The following is a 17,968-nucleotide window of genomic DNA, read 5'->3' on the forward strand; positions in this document are numbered from 1 at the left end:
GCACAGAAGCCGGACGATCCCGCGGCACAGGCTCCGCGAAGCGACACACCGTCGGACAAGACAAAGCCTGAACCGAGGCCGCGCATACAACCGGCCTCCACCGCGCCCGCAAAGCGGCACCCCTTCTACCAGCACCGCGTCTGGGCGAAGTACACGGGTCCCTACGACTATCTGCCGGCCGTGTCCGGCAGACCGCTCTGACCGAACGCACGACCGGCACCGCCGCAGCGGACGCCGCGGCGGCGGTGCCGGACCTGAAGCGGCCCCTCCGAGAGGCGACGGGGCCGCCCTCCTCGCCCAGCGAGAGACGCGGCCCGATGTAGCGCCGCAAGAGCAGGTCGAACGCGACTGCCGCGCCGTACCCGGCGGCGAGATCCGCGAGCCCTGCCCCACTCCCGCCAGAAGGGCGATGTCACCCGCGCTCACGCCGGGGTCTCCGCTCATGCCGTCACCTGCTCGACGCAGGTGACGTTGCCATTCCCCCGTCCCGTTCACAGGCTCGGCCGGACCATCGTGCGGTCCGGCGAACGCGGCAGGTCATGCTAAGTTGCACTGAAAACCGTTTTCATTCTCGGGAGCCTCTCATGACCTCTCTCCTGCGTGCCCGCGTCACCGGGGCGGGCGCCCTCCTCACCGTCTCGGCGCTGCTGGCGGCCGGCTGCGGATCGTCGCCGGACGCCGGGGCGACCGAGGAGAAGGACGCCGCGGTGCCCGTCGTGGCCTCGACGAACGTCTACGGCGACATCGCCCGGCAGATCGGCGGCGACAAGGTGTCGGTGACGTCGTTCATCACCGACCCCGCGCAGGACCCGCACTCGTTCGAGGCCGGGACGCGCACCCGGCTCGCCCTGTCCAAGGCCGGGGTCGTCATCGAGAACGGCGGCGGCTACGACGACTTCATGGACACGCTGCTCAAGGGCGCGGCGTCCAAGGCGACCGTGCTCAACGCCGTGGAGGTCTCCGGGCGGACCGCGCCGGCGGGCGAGGAGCTGAACGAGCACGTCTGGTACGACCTGCCGTCCGTCGGCCGGCTCGCCGACCGGCTCTCCGCCGCGCTCGCCAAGGCCGACCCGGACGGCGCGAAGACGTACACGGCGAACGCCGGCGCCTTCAAGGCCAAGCTGAAGACGCTCGAAGAGAAGGTGGCCGCGCTCAAGGCCGCGCACGCGGGCGACGGCGTCGCCATCACCGAGCCCGTCCCCGTCTACCTGCTGGAGGCGGCCGGGCTGGAGAACCGGACGCCCGAGGAGTTCAGCGAGGCGGTCGAGGAGGAGGGCGACGTCCCGCCCCGCGCCATGCGCGACATCCTCGCACTGCTCACCGGCAAGAAGGTGAAGGCGCTCGTCTACAACTCCCAGACCAGCGGGCCGCAGACCGAGAAGGTCGAGAAGACCGCCGAGGAGAGCGGCGTGCCCGTCGTGCCGGTCACCGAGACGCTGCCCGAGGGCACCGACTACATCACCTGGATGGACGGCAACATCGCCGCGCTGGGGAAGGCGCTGTCGTGATCGCCATGCGCGGCGCCGCCCTCTCCTACGGGGAGCGGACGGTGTGGAAGGGACTGGACCTCGACGTGGCGGAGGGCGAGTTCCTCGTCGTCCTCGGGCACAACGGGTCGGGCAAGACCAGCCTGCTGCGGGTGCTGCTCGGGCTGCAGCGGCTGACGGCGGGGACGGTCACCGTGCGGGGCCGCCCGCCGCGCCGGGGCAGCGACCTCGTCGGCTACGTCCCGCAGCACCGGGCCGTCCCGCCGCACACCCCGCTGCGGGCCCGCGACCTGGTGCGGTTCGGCATCGACGGGCACACGTGGGGGCCCCGGCGCCGCCCCCGGGAGACGCGCCGCCGGGTCGAGGACGCCCTGCGCGACGTGGGCGCCGCGGCCTACGCGGACGTTCCGCTCGACCTGCTGTCGGGCGGCGAGCTGCAGCGGGTCCGGATCGCGCAGGCGCTGGCGACCGGCCCGCGCATCCTGCTGTGCGACGAGCCCCTCGCGTCGCTGGACGCCGAGCACCAGCGGATCGTCGCCGAGCTGGTCGAGCGGCGGCGGCGCGAGCACGGGACGGCCGTCGTGTTCGTCACGCACGAGGTCGAGCCCGTCGCGCCGTTCGCCGACCGGGTGCTGGAGCTGGGTGAGGCGGCGTGAGCTGGCACGAGATCTGGCACGAGATCTTCAACTTCGAGGACTACGGGGCGCTGCTCGGGCTCGTCCGCAACTCGCTCATCGCGGGCGCCGTGCTCGGGCTCGTCGGCGGGCTCGCCGGGACGTTCGTCATCATGCGCGACCTCCCGTTCGCCGTGCACGGCATCAGCGAGCTGTCGTTCGCGGGGGCGGCGGGCGCGCTGCTGCTCGGCCTCAGCGTCGCGGGCGGCTCGGTCGTCGGCGCGCTGGCCGCGGCCGCGCTGATCGGGCTGCTCGGCGCGAAGGCGCGCGACCGCGGCTCGGTCATCGGCGTGCTGATGCCGTTCGGGCTGGGGCTCGGCGTGCTCTTCCTCTCCTTGTACAAGGGCCGGTCGGCCAACAAGTTCGGCCTGCTCACCGGGCAGATCGTCGCGATCGACACGCCGCACCTGTCGTGGCTGCTCGGCACGTCGGCGGTGGTGCTGGTGTGCCTCGCCCTCATGTGGCGGCCGCTGGCGTTCGCCAGCCTCGACCCGGACGTGGCGGCGGCGCGGGGCGTCCCGGTGCGGGCGCTCGCGCTGGCGTTCACGCTCGTGCTCGGGCTCGCGGTCGCGGTGTCCGTGCAGGTGGTCGGGGCGCTGCTGGTGCTCGCGCTGCTCTGCACCCCGGCCGCCGCGGCGGTGCGGGTCACCGCGTCGCCGGTGCTCGTGCCGGTGCTGAGCACGGTGTTCGCGACCGTGTCGGTGGTGGGAGGGATCCTGCTGTCGATCGGCTCCAGCATCCCCGTCAGCCCGTACGTGACGACGATCTCGTTCGCGCTGTACGCGGTCTGCCGCGCGGCCGGGGCGGTCCGCGCGCGGCGCGGCTGGACGGCGCGGCGCGCCGCGCCCCGCCCGGACGCGGTGCCCGCCTGATCGTTCCCACCTGATCGTTCCCACAGGAACTCTTGGTGCCCGCCCGGCGCCGCGCGCCGGACGGGCACCGCACCGCGTCCGACGTTCCGGACATGCCGGATCGGTGATCACCGGGTCGTTGCGATTCGCTTACCCGCCCGTGGGCATCGCCGCAGGTCGCAAGGGCATCAACAAGACTCTTGCGACTTTCGGGGCGATTGGGAGGGACGCGATGTGGGACTTCGCGGGCCGTGACACCGCTATCGACCTGGGCAGCGACACCGTGCGCATGCACGTGCGGGACCGCGGCGTGGTGTGCCGCGAGCCGTCCGTGCTCGCCCGGTCCCGGGACACCGGGCACATCCTCGCGCTGGGACGGCCCGCGCGGGAGATGGCCGGGCGCAACCCCGACGTCACGCTCGTCCGGCCCATCCGGGCGGGCGCGCCGACCGAGACCGACGAGGCCGAGTACCTGATGCGGCACCTCGTCCGCCGGCACCACCGCCGCCACTACACCGCCCGCCCCCGGCTCGTCGTCACGGTGCCGAGCGGGATGACCTCCGTGCACTACCGGGCCCTGCAGTTCTCCGCCTACCAGGCCGGCGCGCGGCGCCTCACGCTCGTGCCGACGCCCATCGCCGCCGCGATCGGGATGGGCATGACCTCGTCCACCCGGCCCGAGATCGCCGTCATCGCCTGCGTCGGCGCGGACGTCACCGACACCGGCGTCATCGCCTTCGGCGGCCTCGTCACCTCGCACACCGCCCGCGTCGGCGGCTCCTCGCTGGACCGCGCGATCGTCGCGATGGTCCGGCGCGAGCACGGCGTGGCGCTGTCGGAGTCCGCCGCCGAGCGGGTGAAGCTGGAGGTCGGGGCGGTGCCGCCGCTCGGCCGCCGGCCGGTCCGGCAGACGGTCGTGACCGGCCGCGACATCACCACCGGGATGCCGCGCGAGGTCGTCCTCACCACGCTGGACATCGGCCGCGCGATCAGCGGGCCGGTGACGGAGATCGTGGACGCGATCCGGGCCGGCCTCATCGGCTGCTCCCCCGAGATCTCCGGCGACCTGGTGAGCGTCGGCATCACGCTCACCGGCGGCTGCGCGCGGCTGCCCGGCCTGGAGCGGATGATCCGGGAGCGGACCGGGCTGGAGGCGCGGCTCGGCGACGACACCGGCGACGCGGCGGTGCTCGGCGCCGGGGAGGTGCTGCGCTCGGCCGGCAGCGGCGAGCCGTCGGCGCGCAAGTCCTCGCCGCGCCCGCACGTGCTGACCACACTGCCCGAGTACTGACGGGGGCCGCCCGAGTACCGACGGGGCCGCCCGCGTACCGACCGGCGGGCGCGTCGCCCAGGCCGGCGCCCGGTTAGACTGCGCCGACATGAGCGACGCGCCCGGCCTCGACGGCCCCGGAAGCCCCCGCCTGCAGGAGGTCTCGGACGGGATCTTCGCCTACGTCCAGCCCGACGGCACCTGGTGGATCAACAACACCGGCTTCCTCGCCGGGACGCGCGGGGTCGTCAGCGTCGACTCGTGCTCGACCGAGCGCCGCACCCGCGCCTACCTGGAGGCGATCCGGTCGGTGTCGGACCGGCCCGTCCGGACGCTGGTCAACACCCACCACCACGGCGACCACACGTTCGGCAACTACCTGTTCCCCGGAGCCACCGTCGTCGGCCACGAGCGGACGCGGGAGGGCGCGCTCGCCTGGGGCAAGCCGTTCGACGAGCCGTTCTGGACGAAGGTCGACTGGGGCGACGTCGAGATCGAGCCGCCGTTCCTCACCTACACCGACGGCGTGACGCTGTGGGTGGACGACCTGCGCTGCGAGGTCCGGCACGTGGGGACGCCCGCGCACACCACCAACGACTCCATCGTCTGGATCCCGGACCGCCGCGTCCTGTTCTGCGGCGACCTGCTGTTCAACGGCGGCACCCCGTTCCTGATGCAGGGGTCGGTCGCGGGCGCGATCCGGGTGCTGGAGGAGGTCGTCGCCCCGCTCGGCGCGGAGACGATCGTCCCCGGGCACGGCCCGGTCGGCGGCCCCGAGCTGATCGACCGCGTCGTCGCCTACGCGCGGTTCGTGCAGGCGACGGCCGCCGCGGCGAAGCCGGCCGGGCTGTCGCCGCTGGAGGCCGCGCGGGAGGCCGACCTCGGCCCGTTCGCGGAGCTGACCGACGCCGAGCGGCTCGTCGGCAACCTGCACCGCGCCTACGCCGAGCTGGACGGCCTCGAACCGGGCGGCGAGATCGACCTGGCCGCCGCCCTCGGCGACATGATCACCTACAACGGCGGCCGCCCCCTCACCTGCCGCGCCTGACCCGGCCGGCCCGCCGCGGCACGAGCCGCCGCAGGAGGCGCGGCGGCCGGACCGCGCCCGGCGGCGCGGGCACGTCGTACCGGACGGCGCCGCCCCGCACCGCCGCCCGCGCCTCGGCCGCGTCCACGCCGGCGAACACCAGCACGTCCACGGCCGCCATGCGCAGCGCGGCGGCCGCGTCCCGGCCCGAGGCGACGCTCTCCAGGTCCGGGTCGCCGGCCCGCGCCGCCAGCGCGACCGCCCCGTCGGCGGCGCGGCGGCGGACGGCGTGGCCGCCGGGGTCGGCGGCCAGGTCGAGCAGGATCGCGGCGAGGTCCGCGACGGCCGGGACGAGCGCGCGGCGCTGCTCCGGGCCGGCCGTGAGCGCGGTGCGCGCCACCAGGACGGCGCTCCCGCCGAGCAGGTCGAGCCGGGCGGCGGCCGCGCTCTCCCGCACCGTCACCGCGCGCCGCGTCCGCCACACCAGCGAGTACCGCGGCACGGACGTGCTGGCCTCGGCTATGCGGGCGAGGTCGGCGAGCCGGTCGCGCTGCTCCCGCAGCCGGGACAGCGCCTCCTCGCGCAACGGGTCGTCGTCCTCGCGCAGCGCCCGGACGGCCCGGTCGAGCCCGTCGGCCATGCCGTCCAGGGCGGCGCTCTCGGCGCGCCGCAGCAGCGCGAGGGGCTCGGGGGTGAACAGCAGCTGGCTGAACACGAGCGCGACACCCGCGCCGATCAGCGCGTCCACGATCCGGAACGGGCCCGCCTGCCCGCCCGCGGCGGTGACGGTGAGGATCGCGGACGCGGCGGACTGCGCGACCACCAGCCCGGACTCGGTGACCGCGCGGGCCAGCACCATCGAACCGAACACGGCGAGGGCCAGGGTGCCGTAGCCGCCGCCGAGCGCGAGCACGGTCAGCTCGCCGAAGCCGATGCCCATCACGACGCCGGCCAGCAGCTGCACGGCGTTTACCCCGCGCCGGCCGCGCGCGGTGTTCAGCGCGACGACCGCGGCGATCGGCGCGAAGAACGGGTCGCCGTGCGGGCCGAACAGTTTCGCGATGACCCAGGCGAGGGTCGCGGCGGCGGTCTGCTGCGCGATCGGCCACGCCCCGGACCGCACCCGCCGCCAGGCGCCCGCGCAGCCCGCCCGCAGCCGCGCCCGGCCCGGCCTCATCCAGGGACGGCGCCGTCCCGCCGGCGGCCGAAGCGGCGCAGCAGGTCGGCGTCCACCTCGGCGAACTCGCGCCCCCGCGTCTCCGGGACGAACCGCGCCGTGAACAGCAGCCCCGCCAGCGAGATCGCCGCGAAGATCCAGAACGTCTCGCCCTCGCCGAGCGCCTTGGCGACCGGCAGGAACACCAGGCTCACCACGAAGTTCGAGGCCCAGTTCACCGCGGTGGACGCGCCGGAGCCGGTCGCGCGGGCGGGCCCGGGGAAGATCTCACCGATGATCGCCCAGAAGACGGGGCCCATCCCGACGGCGAACCCGGCGATGTAGAGGACCATGAACACCAGCGACGGCCCGGACGGCCAGCCGGCCACGAACGCCAGCCCGAGCAGCACCATCGTGACCGTCATCGCCCCGAGCGAGAACAGCAGCAGGGCCCGGCGGCCGGCCCGCTCGATGAGCCGGATCGCCACCACCGTCATCAGCAGGTTGATGACGCCGATGGCGATGGAGTAGTAGATCGAGTTGGCGGCGCTGAGCCCCGTCCGCTCGATGATCGTCGGCGCGTAGTAGATGATCGTGTTGATCCCGCCGAACTGCTGGACGGCGGCGAGCACGACGCCGACGGTCAGCGCGGGACGGACCCGGGCCGACAGCAGGGTGCGCCACCCCGGGCGCCCGCCGCCGTCGCGGGCCTGCTTCCGCGCCGCCGCGAGGCGCCGTTCGATGAGCCGGTCGGCGGTGTCCTCGTCGGTGACCGAGGCGATCAGCCGGCGGGCCCGCGCCCGGCCGCGGCGGCCGCCGGCGGCGAGCAGCCACGCCGGGGACTCCGGAAGCCACCAGAGCGCCGCGGCGACCATCACCAGGGCGGGCACGGCGCCGCAGGCGATCATCGCGCGCCAGTCGCCGGGGCCGGCGAACGCGACGTTGACCATGTAGGCGACGAGGATGCCGACCGTGATGAGCAGCTGGTTCAGGGTCAGCAGGCTGCCCCGGATGGCGGGCGGCGCGATCTCGGAGAGGTAGACCGGGACGGTCGCGGAGGCCGCGCCGACGGCCAGCCCGAGGATCAGCCGGCCGCCGAGCAGCATCGGCAGCCCGGTCGACAGGGCGGCGACCGCCGTCCCGGCGAGGAAGACGAGCCCTTCGGCGCCGAGCGCCCGGCGCCGGCCGATCCGGTCGGCGAGGCGGCCGGAGAGCAGCGCGCCGATCATGGCGCCGAGCACGAGGATGCTGACGACGCTGCCCTGCTCGAAGGAGTTCAGGGAGAAGTCGGTCCGGATGAACAGCAGCGCCCCGGAGATCACGCCGGTGTCGAAGCCGAACAGGAAGCCCCCGACGGCGATCAGGACCGCCCATCTCCAGATCCTGCGCAGCCCTTCGGGCGTGACCTCGTCGAGCGGGCCCTCGTGCACCCGCGCCCGCGAAAAACCCTGCATGATCGCCCCTACCGCGCATTACCCAGCGTCCCCGCATCGATACACTCGGTGGCGGGTTGATCAGCGGAGTTCGGCGGTGGTCAGCAGGCGGACGTGGGCGGCGGCCCACGCGCGGACGGTGCGGTGCGGGTCGTCGGCGGTGAGCGCCGCGGCGAGGTCCGCGACGGACGCGGCGGCGGCGCGGAGCCCGGCGCGGTCCAGCTCCCGCCCGGTGCGGGCGATCCGCTCCCGCAGGCCGGGCGTGGTGTGCAGGAGCCCGCGGTGCGCGGCCTCGGCGGAGGCGTCGAGGGCCTCCGCCAAGGCGTGCGTCAGCGGGTCGCGGGCGGCGGCGGCCGGCGCGTCGAGCGCCGCGGTGCCGTCGCCGGGCATCAGGTCGGGGACGACGGCGCCGTCCGCGGTCATGACGGCGAACGGGTCGATGACGATGCCGCCGCGGTCCCTGCGGACGGCGCCGGTCACCAGCCGGGGGCCGCCCTCCAGCGCGGCGGCGAGCGCGTCGAGCGCGGCGGGGCGGTGCGGGCTGTAGTCGGCGGACACGACGGCGGCGGTCCCGGCCGCGTCCGCGACCACGGCCTCCAGACGCTGCGCGCCGGGGTGGTAGCCGATGTCGCGGACCTCGGCGACCGCGACGGCGCGGACCAGTTCCGCCGCGACGCGGGGGCGGACGAGGCGGGGCGGCAGCGCGTCCAGCGCGCGGGCCTCGGCCGCGAGGTCGCGGACGAGCAGCGCGGCGGGCAGGCTCTCCCAAGCGTCGCCGAGCGGCGTGACCGTGGTCTTCGCGACCCGGCCGGCGGTGACGCGGACGACCCGGCCGGCGCTGCGGGACGCGCTCTCCGACACGACGTTGGAGGCGGCGAGCGACCGCAGCGGCACCCCGAGGATCCGGCGCCCGGCGAGGTCGGCGCCGGTGACGCGCTCGCCGTCCGGGACGTCCCAGCGGCGTTTCAGGACGAGCGCCACGCCGGTCCCGGCGTGCGCGAGGTAGATGTCGGCGGTGCGGTGCGCGCCGGTCCCCGCGACGCGGCAGCCGAGCCCGACCAGCCGGACGCGGCGCAGCGGCGTCTCGGCGCGCTCGTCGGTGCCGAGCGCCTGGGTGCGGTCCGGTCCGGCGGCGGCGCGGTGCCGGGCGTGGACCTCGGCGAGCAGTTCCGCGACCCGCGCGGGGTCGTGGTCGGCGCGGCGCTCGTGGTGGGCGGTGAGCTGGGCGGCCAGGTCCTCCAGCGCGGCGGCGGGCCAGTGCATGCCGCGTCCCGCGAGCTCGGCGGCGGTGCGGCCGAGCGCGGCGGCCGGCACCGGGCCCGCGTTCGCGGCGCCTTCCAGCAGGAGCTGGCCCGCGAGGTCGAGGGCGGCGTCGAGCGCGGCGCCCCCATCGCCGCGCGCCGCGCCCGGCGCGCCGCCCACGTCGAGGCGGACCTCGGCGCCGGTGAGACCGCGCTCGTCGGCGGCGCGGAACGCCCAGGCGGCGAGCACGGTGACCTCGCCGCGCACCGCCGCGACGGCGTCGGTGTCGACGTAGCCTAGCTCGCCCGGCACGAGGAACCGGACGGTGCAGGACGGCAGCTCGGCATGGGCTACCGGGTCCTGCGCGGTGGGGCGGCGGAGGCTCGCCGAGTACCCGGCGCGGAAGGCGCGGCGGGCCGCGGTGAGGGCGCGCTGCCCGAGGACGCGGGCGAGCGCGTCGTCGTCGAACGTCCCGGGCGACCAGGACGCGTCCGCCCGCTCGGGCTCGGCGGCGGGTTCGGCGGCGGGTTCGGCGGCCGGTCCGGCGTCCGCGGTCCGCTGGTAGGCGAGGACGAGGCAGATCCGGTGGCGGCACGTCCCGGTGGCGGCGCACGAGCAGGTCGCGGCCTCCAGCCCGGCGCCGGCGGGCAGGGACGTCTTGGTCCCGTCCGGGAAGGCGCCGTCGACGCCGCCGTCCGGGGACACGGCGATCTCGGGGCCGTTCCCGGCGTCCAGGTCCTTCGCGGCGCGCTTGACGAGCCCCCGGTTGGCGAGGGCGGCGAGCGCGTCGGGGGTGAGCGCGAGCAGGTCGGCGCGGAGCACGGGGCGGGTCACCGGCCGATCCGCTCGGCGACGAACTCGGCGAGCCGGCCGGGCGTCATGGCGCCGACGTGCGCGCCCTCGGCGGCGAGCCGGCCCGCCATCGCGCGGTCGTAGTCGGGGTTCGCGTCCTCGTCGAGCGCGGCGAGCCCGAGCACGTGCGTCCCCTGCTGGACGAGCCTGCGGACCTCCCGGACGAGCCGGTGCGGGTCGCCGCCCTCGTAGAAGTCGGTGACGAGCGCGACGATCGCGCGGCGCGGGTTCTCCACCAGTCCGGCGCCGTAGCCGACGGCCCGCGCGATGTCGGTGCCGCCGCCGAGCTGCACCTTCATCAGCAGCTCGACCGGGTCGGTGACGTCGGCGGTGAGGTCGACCACGGAGGTGTCGAACGCGACGAGGTGCGTCTTCAGGCCGGGCAGCCCCCACAGGCACGCGGCGGTGACGGCGGAGTGCACGACGGACCCGGCCATCGACCCGGACTGGTCGACGAGCAGGATCAGCTGCCACTGCTCGACGTGCCGCCGCGTCCGGGACACGAACCGCGGGTTCTCGATGTAGAGGCGGCGCTCGTCCGGCCGGTAGTGCGCCAGGTTCGCGCGGATCGTCCCGTGGAAGTCGAAGTTGCGGGAGTTCTTGATGCGGCTCGGGCGCCGCGACCGGGTGCCGTGGAACGCCTGCCGGACCTCGGTGGCGAGCCGCTCCATCAGCTGCCGGACGACGGCCTCCACGATCCGCCGGGCCAGCGCCAGCACCTCGGCGTTCATCAGGTGCTTGGTGCGCAGGACGGCGCGCAGCAGCGTCGCGTCCGGCTCGATGCGCTCCAGCACCTCGGGGTTCGTGACGATCTCGTGGATCTCGTACCGCTCGACGGCGTCGCGTTCGAGCCGCTCGATCGTCTCCTTGGGGAACAGCCGGTGCACGGCGTCCAGCCAGTCGACGGTGGTGAGCTGGGACGGCCCGTCGCCGCCGGTGCGGTCGCCGCCGGGCGCGGCCGTCCCGCCGCCGGGCCCGCGCCGCACGCCGCGCCGGCCGAGGTCGGGGTCGCGGCCGTAGAGCCAGTCGAGGGCGGCGTCCCGTTCGGCGGCCGCGCCGGACAGCGCCCCCGTGCACCCCTCGGCGGGGGCGCCGAGGACGAGCCGCCAGCGTTCCAGATCGGGCGGGATCACGATTCTCCTTCAAGAAGTCCGGCGGCCGCCAAGGCCCGGTCGACGCGCTCTTCCAGGGCGCGGGCCTCCGCGAGGAGGAGGGGGTCGTCCGGTGCGCGCAGCAGGGTGCGGGCCGGAGCGTTGAGGCCGCGCCGCTCCAGCAGGCCCTCGGCGATCGCCTCGCGCTCGCGCGGCGGGAAGAACCCGAACGCCTGCCGCAGGGCGGGCAGCGCCACCTGGAAGTCGCCGTCGGTGAGGTCGCCGAGCAGCTCGTCGAGGACGCCGAGGACGGTCCCGTCCGGGTCGAGCACCTCCTGCCGGGCCAGGGCGAACAGCCCGGCGAGCCAGTCGCCGAGCACGTCGGGGCCGGCGGCGCCGCGCACCGCGCGGGCCGGGTCGGCGGTGTCGCCGAGCGCCCGGCCGAGCCCGAACGCGGCGCCGCGCAGGTCGGGCGGGACGTCGGGCCCGGCGGCGACGCGGCGGGCGACGCCGAGCGCGGCGTCGCGGTCCAGGGCGAGCGTCCCGGACGCGTGCAGCAGCGCGTCGCGGACCGCGGCGACGGCGCGCAGCCGGTCGAGGTCGGCGGGCGCGGGCCCGCCGCGGATCCCCTCGGCGAGCCACAGGATCCGGGCGGCGCACTCCTCGACGACCGTCCCGAACAGCGGGCTCCGGGCCGTACCGAGGACCCGGTCGTGCCGCCACAGCCCGAGGACCGTGCCGAGCGCGGCGCCGAGCCCGGCGAGATCGGACGAGCCGGCGATCCCGGCCGCGATCGCCTCGGCGATCCGGTCGGAGCGGTCGGCGCAGCCGCACAGCGCCGCGTCGAACAGCGCGGCGGCGAGCCGCTCCATGTCGGCACCGGCGGCGTGCACGCGCTCGTCCAGGGCGGCGCCCGCCGCGTCGGCGAGCGTCGGCCCGTAGGCGCCGGCCTCGATCAGCGCGGAGCGGCGGTGCCCGGCGGGGTCGGCGGCGGTCAGCTCCCACCGCTCCTCCAGCACCGGGTCGGCGCCCGTCTCGGGGCCCGACTCGCGCCGCGCGCCGGGGACGCCCAGCACCCGCAGGCGGTGCAGGGCCCGGCTGCGCTCCAGCCCGCGCGGCGACGCCAGCTTCAGGACGACCTGCCCGTCCCGGTCGAGGCCGAGGCGCTCCAGTTCGGCCTCGGCGTCGTGGACGAGCGGCGGCGCGGGCGTCCTGGGGTGCAGCCGCCCGGTCCGGTCCCCGCTCAGCGCGGCGACCATCTCCACCACGGCCGGGTGGGCGCCGGGCGCGAGCGGACCCCGCGACGTCCACGGCAGCCGCTGGTCGAGGTCGTCGTTCACCAGGGCGGACACCAGGCCGTCCAGCAGGTCGGTGCGGGCGGGGGCGCGGTGGCCGCGCAGCCGGGTGAGGCCGTCGGTGAGGGTGCGGGCGGCGATCAGGTCGGCGGTCGACACGACCTGCCCGCGCCCGCGCAGCCGCGTCGCGACGCGCTCGATGAGCGCGCCCGCCGCCGCGCCGGGGCCGTCCTCCCAGAGCCGCTGGTAGTACTCGGGCGACGGCATGCCCGACTGGTAGCCGGTGAAGGCGTCCAGGCGCTTGAACGAGTACGGGACGAGGAAGCCGCCGCCGATCGCGCCCTCGGGCGGCTCCGGCACGTCCGGCCACCCGGTGGAGCCGGTCGCGGTGAGCGCTTCGAGGGCGGGCTTGTGGAACCCGCCGGTGACCACGACGACGGGACGGTCGCCGGCGTCGGCCACGGCCGCCCGCACCCATGCCGCCATGTACGCCTCGCGGGCCGTGTCGTCGGCCCTGGCCTCCGCCTCGCCGCGCAGCAGCGCGAAGTACGCGTCGAGCCGCTCCCCGACGCCCTCGGGATCGATCTCGAAGAGGTGGTCCCAGAGGATGTCGGTGTTGTCGACGGCGAACTCGCGGCAGAGCCGCTCGGTGACCTCGGCGTAGCGGCGCTCGGCGTCGGCGTACCGGTTGCTGCGCTCGGCGAACGCGGGATGCCAGGCGGGCAGGTCGATGAACCGCAACTCGGCGCCCACGGCGCGGCCCTCGCGGAGCGCGACCCATTCCGGCGAGTACCCGCAGAACGGCGACCAGGAGGCGTGCACCCGCTCCGCGTCCCGGTAGTAGCTGAAGACCGCGACGGGCGGGGTGTGGCCGAGCAGCAGCTCGTCCATCCTCGGGCCGAAGTCGGCGGGCCCCTCGACCAGCACGTACGCGGGCCGCAGCCGCCGGATCGCGTCCCGGACGAGCCGCGCGCACGCCGGGCTGTGGTGCCGGACCCCGAGGAACGTGGCGGCCATCAGCCGGGCAGCAGGTGCCGGGCGGCGTGCAGCGCCTTCCACTGCGCGCCGTCGCGCCGGGCCGCCTGCTGCTCCAGGTAGCGGCGCAGCCGGGTGAGGTCGTCGGGGCTGTCCTTGGCGGCGGTGCCGGCGAGGCACTCGACGATGTCGGCGGCGGTGCCGGGCTCGCCGCGCAGGAACCAGCCCCGCACGCCGATCTGGTGCGCGACCGACACGGCCTCGGCGGTGCTCATCACCGCCGACAGCCGGTCCATGGCCCGGCCGTCCTCCGTGGCGGCGCCGCGCAGCTCCCGGAACGCGGTGACGAGGACCTCCAGGACGTCGCGGCGCGGCGGCGCTTCGACGCCGCTGTGCTCCAGCAGCCGCCGCGCCTCCTGCTCGACCAGGTCCAGCTCGGTGCCGAAGTCGGCGATCGGGAACACGGTCTCGAAGTTGAACCGCCGCTTGAGCGCCGCGCTCATCTCGTTGACGCCCCGGTCGCGGGTGTTGGCGGTCGCGATGACGTTGAAGCCGTCCCGCGCGAACACCATCGCGTCCGCGCCGGTCAGTTCGGGGATGGCGAGGACGCGGTCCGACAGCGGGGACAGCAGCGCGTCCTGCACCTCCAGCGGGCACCGGGTGATCTCCTCGAACCGGACGACCTTGCCCTCCGCCATGCCGGTGAGCAGCGGCGCCGGCACCAGCGACCGCGTGGACGGCCCCTCCGCGACGAGCAGCGCGTAGTTCCACGAGTACTTGATCTGGTCCTCGGTGGTGGCCGCGCCGCCCTGGATCGTCAGCGTGGACGTCCCGCTGACGGCCGCCGCTATCAGCTCCGACAGCAGCGACTTCGCCGTGCCGGGCTCACCGACCAGCATCAGCCCGCGGCTCGTCGCGAGGGTGACGAGCGCGCGGTCGATGAGAGCGGTGTCGCCGACGAACTTGCGGCCGATGCCGAGCGCCTCGTCCCCCGTGATGAACCGCCGCGCCGCCGTCAGGCTCAGCGCCCAGCCGGGCGGGCGGGGGCCGGTGTCGTCCTCCCGGAGCCGGTCGAGTTCCCCGGCGAACCGGACCTCGGCCGGGGGCCGCTGGTAGTCGGTCTTGTCGTCGCTCATGCTTGCGCGGCCTCCGCGAGAGTGGTCAGGTCGGCGAGGATCTCGGACGCGGTGACGGCGTCCAGCTCGCCGAAGGTGAGAGGGGTCCCCTTGCTGGGCCAGAAGTCGCCCGGCTCCGTCGCGAACCACACGTAGTCGAGGACCTGGTGGTCGCCGGTGGCGTCCACGGCGCCGACCGAGATGCCGGGATCGAGGTCGATCACCACGTACCGGTCGCCGGCGACGCGGCGGGAGATCCACCGCTCGCCGCCCGCGTCCTGCGGCTCGCCGCGCTCCCAGCCGAGCTTGACGAGGCCGAGGACCTTCCCGAACGGGACCTTCAGGCCCTCGAACCGCTCCAGCCGGCCGCTCTCCCGCTCGGCCTCGGTCAGGACGTGGACGGGACGGCCGAGCTGCGGGAACGGCTGGAGGATCTCGTAGTCGGCGAACACCTCGGCCCACGCCTCGACGTCCGTGCCGGGGCGCGCCGGATGCATGAGCCCCACCTGGGCGGACGCGGGGAGGTCGAACGCGTCGTCTTCGGCGTCGGCGAACGTGCCGTCCTCGGCGACGCGGAACGCGGTCGCCGCAGTGGCGTCGCCTTCCCCGCCGTAGGCGACCCAGAGCAGGCGGCGGGCGATGTGCCGGACGAGCGGGTGCCGGACGATGAACGCACTGAAGTCGTCGGGGGCCCAGCGGCGCTGCGTCACCATCGCCCGCTCCAGGCGGCGGATCTGGTCGGCGGCCGCGGTCCGCACGTCCTTCTTGAGGTCGGTGAACGCCTTGTAGGCGGCGGGCGCGAGCTCGGGGTCGTCCTTGGCGCCGGGTTTCGGGAGGGCCTTGCGGCGCTTGCCGTCCTCGTCGGTGACGAACGGCTTGAGCTGCTCGTCGAACCCGACGGTGAAGCGGCGCGGCCCGTAGTCGAGGACCATGCCGCCGTCGGCGTCGAGCCCGAAGCCGGGGACGAGCCGGTCGCCGAGCTCCTCGGTGGTGAGGCCGAGCCGGTCGGCGACCTGCCGGATCCGCGCCTGCGCCTCCACCTGCAGGCCCTTGAACTTCACCTTCTGCGCGATGCCGTGCAGGTGCATCAGCGCGACGTCCGTCCCGATCTCGCCGAGGACGCCGAGGCCGGTGACGGCGTTCTTGTGCCCGCCCTCGCCCGGCCACGCGCGGATGATCGGGGTCAGCCGCCGGACGGTCCCGTCGTCGCCGGTGCGGCCGAGCTGCCGCAGCGCCCACCCGTCCCTGGACGGCTTGCCCGCGTCGAGCCACTGCTGGAACAGCGCCCACCCGAACTCGGCCACCGAGCCCGGCTCGCACGCCGCCGCCAGCTCGTCCATCCCGTGCGGGGCGTCCAGGGTGAGCAGTTCGATGAGGGCGCGGACGGCGTCCGGGGGCAGGGCGCGGTCGCGTCCGCGCAGCAGGACCTGCGGGAGCGGCGCCGGGTCCACCCAGGTGCCGGTCTTCACCGGCTGGGCGAGGCCGGTCTCGGTCGGCGCTAGGGACAGCAGCTCCTCGACCGCGTCCGCCGCCTCGTCGCCGTGGGCCGCGCGGGCGGCGTCCACGACGGCGGGAAGGCCGTGCGCGGCGAGGACGTGGCGCAGGGCGGTCTCGGCGCCGCGCCAGTCCTTGGCCTTCGCGGCGAGCGCCGCCGGGACGAGCAGCGGGACGGCGGCGAGCCCGTGCCGGTCGAACCAGCGGCGGGCGGGCCGCAGCCGGTTGCCGCGCTTGACCAGGCCCTCCGCCATCAGCAGCGCGACGTCCGCGTCCAGGTACGGCATCAGCGGGTCGGCGCAGGTCTCCGGGTTCGGCCGGGCCGTGCGGAGCGCGGCGGGCAGCGCGTCCAGTTCGTAGCGGGCCGCGAGAGGCCGCATCCACACGTGGGCGAACCGGCGGATCAGCCCTTCGTAGCCGGGGAGCAGCGGCCGGACCACGTCCTCGGGGCCGTAGCACATCAGCTGCAGCGGCGCGATCTTGTGGTCGCCCGCAGTGTAGCCCTCGGCGATCGCCTCCCAGTCGGGGTCGGCGGGCCTCCCGACGTGCCGCTCCAGGTCCGTCTCCAGCCATTCCCGCCGTTCGCCGTCGCGCCAGGCGAGCCGCGGCGCGGGCGGCGTCAGGCCGGTCAGGACGGGCCGCCGGGGGTCGCGCCACGGCGGGGCGGCGAGCACGGCGGGCAGCTCGTCCGGCGCGGCGTCGGGGACGCGCGCCGACGCGGCGGTGACGCGCTCGACGGCCGCGGCGACGTCGTCCGGCAGGCCGGGCAGCACGGCGGCGACCAGCTCGGCGTGGGCCGCGGCATGGCCCGCGAGCAGGTCGTCGGCGCCCGCCCGTGCCAGCAGGCGCAGCGCCCGCACCGGGAACCGCCGGGCGGCCTCGATGACCGCCACGCGCGCGTGCTTGCGGTCGAGCCGGTCGAGCAGCGCCTGGAACGCCTCGTCGGTCGGCAGGACGGCGATCGCCTCGAAGATGCGCCTGCGATCGGCGGAATCGAGGTTTGCGGTGGCGGCCTCCTGGAGGAGGAACGGAAGCACGTCCGGGCCGATCCCGTCCAGCATCGTGGCCAGCAGGGCGCGGCTCGGGTCTCCCCAGTAGAACCCGGGCGTCGTCGCGAGTTGCGAGGCCTTTCCGAAGGTCAGCAGCGCGAGCCGCTGCGACGACCCGCTCCACGGCCCGAGGTCGCCGGGATCGGCGCAGCACTCCTCCACCCAGTCCTGCCGGTCGGGAACCATGTAGGAGACGATCCACCGCGCCGCCCGCGTCGAGCGGTACGCGGCCAGCCGGTCGACCGCACGCGCGTGCTCATCGTCGTCGGCGGCGGCCAGCAGCCCCCGGACGCGCCGCAGATCGTCCGTCAGCATGGTCCCGAGGTCGGCATCCCTCTCTCGCCGGACGGCACCGACTCGTGAACCGCGCCACGGCCCGTCGCCCTCGCGGACCGCCCTCGTCCGGATCAGCTCGACCAGCGCGCATGCCGCGAAGGCGAGCCCGTGCTCGGCGATCCAGGCGTCGGTGAACGCCCGGTGCACCTCCTCCTTCCGGGCCTGCCCGCCGACTCCCATGACGGTGACGGCGGCGATGGCGCCGGCGCCGGCCGGGTCCTCCGCGCCGTCCAGGTGCCGCCGCGCCGCCTCGGCGAGCGCCGCGTCGCCGGCCCCTCCTTCGAGCAGCGCCTCGACTGCCCCGCCGGTCTCCTCGACAAGGCTCCGCACCGCGCGGGGTGCCGCCGGGTCGACCTTGATCTTCGGACCGGGGGCGCCGCCGCGGCGGGCGTGCAGCGCCCGCCGCCACACGTCGGGGATGGTCAGGACGTCCTCGCCGGGGGGCTGATCTTCCATGGCGCCCAACGGTAGAGGAGCGGGCCGACAGATCCGTAGGACTTTCAATGGCTGAGTCAAGCCGCCTGGGCGACCGGCGCGGAGGAGGTGAAGCACCGGTCGTCGCGCAGCAGGGCCCACAGCACGTCGATTCGGCGTCTGGCCAGCGCCATCAGCGCGTTCTGA

At 75.7% G+C, this 17,968-nt stretch carries 13 protein-coding genes; 6 read left to right on the forward strand and 7 right to left on the reverse strand.

The genetic code is table 11. From position 1 onward, the window contains the following. The 6 genes from ETD96_RS46020 to ETD96_RS22310 all read left to right on the forward strand — a co-directional run. A partial coding sequence (locus tag ETD96_RS46020; protein ID WP_205719399.1) for a hypothetical protein occupies positions 1-201 on the forward strand: 201 nt, incomplete at its 5' end. A 383-nt stretch (positions 202-584) separates the two neighbouring features. Next, positions 585-1,508, forward strand: coding sequence for a metal ABC transporter solute-binding protein, Zn/Mn family (locus ETD96_RS22290; protein ID WP_138638413.1), 924 nt, complete (start codon positions 585-587; stop codon positions 1,506-1,508). Between the two features lie 5 nt (positions 1,509-1,513). Continuing rightward, positions 1,514-2,143: a metal ABC transporter ATP-binding protein gene (locus ETD96_RS22295; protein ID WP_138638424.1), complete on the forward strand. Its 630-nt coding sequence runs from the start codon at positions 1,514-1,516 to the stop codon at positions 2,141-2,143. Beyond that, positions 2,140-3,033, forward strand: a complete 894-nt coding sequence (locus ETD96_RS22300; RefSeq protein ID WP_138638414.1) for a metal ABC transporter permease — start codon at positions 2,140-2,142, stop codon at positions 3,031-3,033. Before ETD96_RS22295 ends, ETD96_RS22300 begins: the two co-directional genes overlap by 4 nt. Positions 3,034-3,244: 211 nt before the next feature. Continuing rightward, on the forward strand, positions 3,245-4,303 hold the full coding sequence (locus tag ETD96_RS22305) for a rod shape-determining protein (protein ID WP_138638415.1): 1,059 nt from the start codon (positions 3,245-3,247) through the stop codon (positions 4,301-4,303). An 88-nt stretch (positions 4,304-4,391) separates the two neighbouring features. Beyond that, positions 4,392-5,330: an MBL fold metallo-hydrolase gene (locus tag ETD96_RS22310; RefSeq protein ID WP_138638416.1), complete on the forward strand. Its 939-nt coding sequence runs from the start codon at positions 4,392-4,394 to the stop codon at positions 5,328-5,330. On the opposite strand, the gene ETD96_RS22315 is transcribed toward ETD96_RS22310, so the two are convergent. From ETD96_RS22315 to ETD96_RS22345, 7 genes are read right to left on the reverse strand one after another with little or no spacing between them, the layout of a single operon-like run. After that, complete coding sequence (locus ETD96_RS22315) at positions 5,314-6,486, reverse strand: FUSC family protein (RefSeq protein ID WP_138638417.1); 1,173 nt, start codon at positions 6,484-6,486, stop codon at positions 5,314-5,316. The genes ETD96_RS22310 and ETD96_RS22315 overlap by 17 nt on opposite strands. After that, complete coding sequence (locus tag ETD96_RS22320; protein WP_205719400.1) at positions 6,483-7,919, reverse strand: sugar porter family MFS transporter; 1,437 nt, start codon at positions 7,917-7,919, stop codon at positions 6,483-6,485. The genes ETD96_RS22315 and ETD96_RS22320 overlap by 4 nt, the downstream gene beginning before the upstream one ends. Before the next feature lie 60 nt (positions 7,920-7,979). Next, complete coding sequence (locus ETD96_RS22325) at positions 7,980-9,974, reverse strand: hypothetical protein (RefSeq protein ID WP_138638419.1); 1,995 nt, start codon at positions 9,972-9,974, stop codon at positions 7,980-7,982. Then, on the reverse strand, positions 9,971-11,125 hold the full coding sequence (locus ETD96_RS22330; protein ID WP_138638420.1) for a VWA domain-containing protein: 1,155 nt from the start codon (positions 11,123-11,125) through the stop codon (positions 9,971-9,973). The genes ETD96_RS22325 and ETD96_RS22330 overlap by 4 nt, the downstream gene beginning before the upstream one ends. Beyond that, positions 11,122-13,395, reverse strand: a complete 2,274-nt coding sequence (locus ETD96_RS22335) for a DUF5682 family protein (RefSeq protein ID WP_138638421.1) — start codon at positions 13,393-13,395, stop codon at positions 11,122-11,124. Before ETD96_RS22335 ends, ETD96_RS22330 begins: the two co-directional genes overlap by 4 nt. Then, the gene (locus ETD96_RS22340; protein ID WP_138638422.1) at positions 13,395-14,489 is read right to left on the reverse strand and encodes an ATP-binding protein; all 1,095 of its coding nucleotides are present in this window, start codon (positions 14,487-14,489) and stop codon (positions 13,395-13,397) included. The genes ETD96_RS22335 and ETD96_RS22340 overlap by 1 nt, the downstream gene beginning before the upstream one ends. Beyond that, positions 14,486-17,803, reverse strand: a complete 3,318-nt coding sequence (locus tag ETD96_RS22345; protein WP_138638423.1) for a DUF4132 domain-containing protein — start codon at positions 17,801-17,803, stop codon at positions 14,486-14,488. The genes ETD96_RS22340 and ETD96_RS22345 overlap by 4 nt, the downstream gene beginning before the upstream one ends. Positions 17,804-17,968 lie beyond the last annotated feature (165 nt).

Origin of the sequence: Actinomadura geliboluensis (assembly GCF_005889745.1) — a bacterium.
Classification (GTDB): domain Bacteria; phylum Actinomycetota; class Actinomycetes; order Streptosporangiales; family Streptosporangiaceae; genus Spirillospora; species Spirillospora geliboluensis.

Excerpts from the sequence above, each read along its gene's own strand:
- ETD96_RS22295 (WP_138638424.1), top strand. The coding sequence starts at position 1,514 with ATGCGCGGCGCCGCCCTCTCCTACGGGGAGCGGACGGTGTGGAAGGGA.
- ETD96_RS22310 (WP_138638416.1), top strand. The coding sequence starts at position 4,392 with ATGAGCGACGCGCCCGGCCTCGACGGCCCCGGAAGCCCCCGCCTGCAG.
- ETD96_RS22340 (WP_138638422.1), bottom strand. The coding sequence starts at position 14,489 with ATGAGCGACGACAAGACCGACTACCAGCGGCCCCCGGCCGAGGTCCGG.
- ETD96_RS22320 (WP_205719400.1), bottom strand. The coding sequence starts at position 7,919 with ATGCAGGGTTTTTCGCGGGCGCGGGTGCACGAGGGCCCGCTCGACGAG.
- ETD96_RS22335 (WP_138638421.1), bottom strand. The coding sequence starts at position 13,395 with ATGGCCGCCACGTTCCTCGGGGTCCGGCACCACAGCCCGGCGTGCGCG.
- ETD96_RS22345 (WP_138638423.1), bottom strand. The coding sequence starts at position 17,803 with ATGGAAGATCAGCCCCCCGGCGAGGACGTCCTGACCATCCCCGACGTG.
- ETD96_RS22315 (WP_138638417.1), bottom strand. The coding sequence starts at position 6,486 with ATGAGGCCGGGCCGGGCGCGGCTGCGGGCGGGCTGCGCGGGCGCCTGG.
- ETD96_RS22305 (WP_138638415.1), top strand. The coding sequence starts at position 3,245 with ATGTGGGACTTCGCGGGCCGTGACACCGCTATCGACCTGGGCAGCGAC.
- ETD96_RS22290 (WP_138638413.1), top strand. The coding sequence starts at position 585 with ATGACCTCTCTCCTGCGTGCCCGCGTCACCGGGGCGGGCGCCCTCCTC.